This window comes from Lewinella sp., assembly GCF_050633125.1.
GTDB lineage: Bacteria > Bacteroidota > Bacteroidia > Chitinophagales > Saprospiraceae > Lewinella.
The window spans coordinates 1-4,558 of record NZ_JBOEFX010000109.1 but is presented as its reverse complement, the minus strand read 5'-3'; the positions used below and the strand labels follow the sequence as shown (position 1 = coordinate 4,558).

Annotated in this window: 4 protein-coding genes; all 4 read left to right on the top strand. The window is 47.9% G+C overall.

Features of this window, described 5'->3' with window-relative positions; genetic code table 11:
• Positions 1–129: 129 nt before the first annotated feature.
• Entirely contained in the window at positions 130–1,296 is a 1,167-nt protein-coding gene (locus tag ACRBG0_RS21765; protein ID WP_431488957.1) for an ABC transporter permease, read from the top strand.
• Between the two features lie 159 nt (positions 1,297–1,455).
• Positions 1,456–2,808 (top strand): sigma-54-dependent transcriptional regulator, encoded by a 1,353-nt coding sequence (locus ACRBG0_RS21760; protein WP_431488956.1) that lies wholly within the window; start codon positions 1,456–1,458, stop codon positions 2,806–2,808.
• Entirely contained in the window at positions 2,798–4,144 is a 1,347-nt protein-coding gene (locus ACRBG0_RS21755) for a sensor histidine kinase (RefSeq protein ID WP_431488955.1), read from the top strand. The genes ACRBG0_RS21760 and ACRBG0_RS21755 overlap by 11 nt, the downstream gene beginning before the upstream one ends.
• Before the next feature lie 111 nt (positions 4,145–4,255).
• The coding region (locus ACRBG0_RS21750) for a hypothetical protein (RefSeq protein WP_431488954.1) at positions 4,256–4,558 on the top strand (303 nt) is incomplete at its 3' end.

The following is a 4,558-nucleotide window of genomic DNA, read 5'->3' as shown; positions in this document are numbered from 1 at the left end:
AGGTTTCAACCTGAGGGTATTTGCCTACAGTATCCTCATTTGCCTCTGTTTTGGGATTATCTCGGGCCTGCTACCTGCTTGGAAGGTATCGCGTTTACAAATTGCGGACGTTTTAAAAAGTAACCAATTATGATCAAGCATATTCTTACCCTGGTTTGGAATAAAAAGCGCAATAACGTGCTGATGCTCCTGGAGATATTCGTAGCGTTTTTGATTCTCTTCGCAGTTTTTACGTTTACGATATATTACCTGCGCATTTATCAATCACCACTTGGTTTTGAAACCGAAGATACCCTATTGGTTAACTTGCAGGTGGATCAGGAAATGGATTCGCTGGCTTTGCTGGAGATGCGCCAACAACTCCGCCGTGAAATTGAAAGTTACCCAGAAGTGGAATCTATGTCATTTCTCTCTGGCATCACACCTTTTTCTGGCTCGATGTGGTCGTGGGGTAATGATGACAATGGCTTTTACATGCAAACAGCTATCTTTCCTACCGATGAATACTACCAGGAAACTGCTCGGATCGAAATGCTGGAAGGACGCTGGTTTGAGGAAGGAGATTATTCTGGAACTTATCCTCCAGTCATAATCAATCAAAAGTTGAAGGAGACTTACTATCCGGATAAATCTGTTGTAGATTCTCTATTTACGCTTGATGGCGAAAACAAGATTGTAGGTGTCGCGAAACATTTTAAATACCAAGACGAGTTTTCAGAAGAAATTCCTTTGACTTTCTTGCTTAGGCCACTTCATCACGAAGATTTGAATAGCATTCAAATCAAGTTGTTTCCGAATACACCAGCTGAATTTGAAGCCAAGCTCAACGAAGGCCTGGCACGTATCACCAAGCGGCGTGATTTTGTGATTCTTTCGTTGGATGCTCGCCGCGAGCGTACTAGTCGCCTCACTTGGATTCCGCTCATCGCGGGCTTGTCGATTTGTGGTTTTCTGATCTTAAACATTGCCCTAGGCCTCTTTGGGGTGCTCTATTACAGCATCAATAAACGTCGGGCAGAGATAGGCTTGCGGCGTGCGCTGGGGGCAACAAAAGGAGAGATAACCAGCCAGTTTACGCTCGAAGTATTTATCGTGGCTTTTGCAGGGATGCTCTTGGCTGCGATCCTGGCCGTTCAATTCCCGTTGTTGAATATTGTCGAAATACCGCCAAATAATTTCTACTGGTCGATTTTGGCCACCATGATGCTAATAAGTTTGGTCGTATTGGGCTGCGCGGTTACGCCCAGCCGGCAGGCCGCAGGTATTCATCCAGCACAGGCGCTGCATGAGGAATAATTGATCGAAGTCGGAGGTGGGAAGTGGGAAATCGGAAATATTTGATTTCGCCAGTAGGATCACTCAACAATTAAGATCAATCCCAACTTCCGACTTCCCACTTCCGCTTTCCGACTTTTTTGCACCTTTACACTAGCGAAAACATTTACCTTCACCCTCATGGAACCACTGATCCTGATAATAGACGATGATGAAGCAGTATGCGCCGCTTTGCGGGTGGTCATGCGGCGCGCGGGCTTTCGTGCTGAAAGTGTACAACTGTTTCGTACAGCTCCCCAGCGGGTAAACGAGCTGCAACCGGATGTGGTCCTATTGGATATGAACTTTACCGTTGATACCTCTGGGCGGCAAGGCTTGTCGCTGCTCAAGGAGTTGCTGGCTGCAAATCCGCGCTTGCCCGTCATCTTACTTACGGGATGGGCAACGGTGCAGTTGGCAGTAGAAGGGATGAAGCTGGGGGCGCGTGATTTTATGGCCAAGCCTTGGGATAATAAGGATTTGATTCGTTCTATCCGGGGAATTTTGGCGCAAGCAGGTTCTCGAATCGGAGCGGACAAATTACTGGATTTTGATCATATCATCGGCAAAGACCCCGTACTGTTGGAGGTGTTGGATACGGCTCGCCAAATTGCGCCCACCAACGCCAGTGTGCTCATCACGGGAGAAAGCGGAACAGGTAAAGAATTGATTGCTGAGGCCATCCATGCTGGGAGTAAACGTGCTGACGAGGCTTTTGTTAAAGTGAATCTGGGTGGTATCCCTGCTTCTCTTTTTGAAAGCGAAATGTTTGGCCACGTTAAAGGGGCGTTTACGGATGCCCGAACAGATAGAGAAGGCCGGTTTGCGTTTGCCAACGGTGGAACCATTTTTCTTGATGAAATAGGAGATTTGCCAGCGGCGAATCAGGTGAAATTGCTGCGCGTACTACAAGAGCAGACGTTTGAAGTGCTGGGAAGCAACCAGCAGCAGCGGGTAGATGTACGCGTGATTTCGGCTACCAATAAGCAGTTGGAAAACCTGGTGCGACAAGGTAGCTTTCGGGAAGACCTCCTCTATCGGATCAACCTGATTACCCTGCATCTGCCACCACTGCGGCAGCGCCCCGGAGATATCCCCTTGCTGGTAGAGCACTTCCTCCAACGGCTGGAGCAAACCTACGAACGCAGTGGCCTGGAATTGGACTCAAGCGCTCGGGAGTGGCTGAAGCGGCAGGCTTTTCCTGGGAATATTCGGCAGCTGAAAAACGTGGTGGAGCGTACTGTTTTGTTATCCAAGACAAACCTCCTGACCGCCGAAGATTTCGCAAGGCACCTCTCGTCCAACAGTGAAACTTCCGGAGAGATTTCCTTTTTAAGTGGCGATATCTCTTTGGAGGAAATGGAGTTGACGGCCATCAAGAGAGCTTTGTCTATTCATGAAAATAATATTACGGCAGCAGCCAAATCATTAGGGATTACACGCTCGGCCCTTTACCGGCGTTTGCAAAAATTCGGCATCGATCATGCGTCTTAGGTTCTATTATTGGGGGCTGGTCATTGTTTGGCATTCACTGCTATTGGTAGCGGCTTATTTTTTGTTGCACGAAACCTATTACTGGTTTATGCTGGCGCAGTTGGGGCTACTTTTATCCCTTGTGTTTGCTTACCGTGTGTATCGGCATTTTCGCCGCCCTTTGGATTTGATCAGCGGTGGGAAAAGTGCCTTGCAAGACCGCGATTTTAGTGTTAAATATCGGCTCACCGGCGCCCGTGAAGTAGACGCACTGGTAGCGACCTATAACAACATGATCGATACTCTGCGGGAGGAGCGAACCTTGTTACAGGAGCAGCATTATTTTTTGCGCAAGCTGATTGAAGCCTCCCCCAGCGGCATCCTGATCATGGACTATGATGGGAACATTACGGAAACCAATCCTGCAGCCCGCCAAATCATTGGTTTTGACCCTAGTAGTAGTGATGAGGAACACCCCTTGTTGAGTGCTGCTTTTGACCTGGCCTTGGGCGATTCTTTACCCATTATTATCGAGGGTGCCAACCATTACCGACTGGAAGTAAGTGCTTTTATTGATCGTGGCTTTCAACGGAAGTTTGTGCAGATTCAGACCCTTACCGGGGAAATACTGGCAGCCGAGAAACGAGCATATGGCAAAGTCATACGGATGATGGCCCATGAGGTGAATAATAGCATTGGTGCAATTAATGCCCTGTTGGATACTCTTACTGTTTCGGAAGAGGAAATCGACGAGCAGTGGGTGATAGATGTTCGCGAAAGCTTGCCCATCGCTAGCAAGCGGAATCACCAGTTGAATGTTTTTATGCGCAACTTCGCCGATGTCGTCCGCTTGCCAGATCCTCAGCGGGAGCGGATCGATCTCAGTCAGGTGTTACCACAAATTGCGACACTTTTTCAGGCTCAGGCCCAACAGCAAAATACCAGTTTCCGATTGGGGTACCTTGCTGGCAGGGTGCCGGAGTTGCCCTTGTTAAAGTCGGAAGTTGGAAGTCGGAAGTCGGAAATGATTCCACCTTCACAGTTTATCTCTGCTGATTCCAATCAATTGGAACAAGTTTTAGTAAATGTGGTGAAAAATGCGCTGGAAAGCGTGAGCCAGGATGGAGAAGTTCAACTGATCTTAACCGAACGGCCCCGTCAAATCATTATCGCTGACAATGGGCCAGGGTTGAATCAAGAAGCTGCCGCGGGCATCTTTACCCCATTTTTTACCTCCAAACCCAACGGGCAGGGTATTGGGTTGACCCTCGTCCGCGAAATTTTGACCAATCACGATTATCAATTTTCGTTGGCCACCGACGAGGATGGTTGGACGCGGTTTATTATTGCCCTGTAGAGACGTTGCGCTGCAACGTCTACTCGCACCAAAATCAGAAGTCAGCGTATTTTCGCACCAAGCACCCAATCGTACCAGTGCGATTATACGAACGAGGGGCTAATCGTACCAATGCGATCATACGGTTGGGACACATTTATGTGTCTTGACCTCAGTAGAGGTCATCTATTGGTAGAACGATGTTTATTAGGAGTTAAAACGACCTCGGATGAGGTCGAATATCAATTCATATTGGATCACTGGGTAGAAAAAATCCAAAAAGAAGGCGATGTTTCCTATTGTGTGACCTCATCCGAGGTCGTTTCCTCGTTTATCTATTCTTTTCTACCAATATTCCACCTCTCCGAGGTGTGTTTTCTTGACCTTACGCTGGTTTTGGTCGAGATGTGTCTCAATCGTAGAGTGTGGTCATAC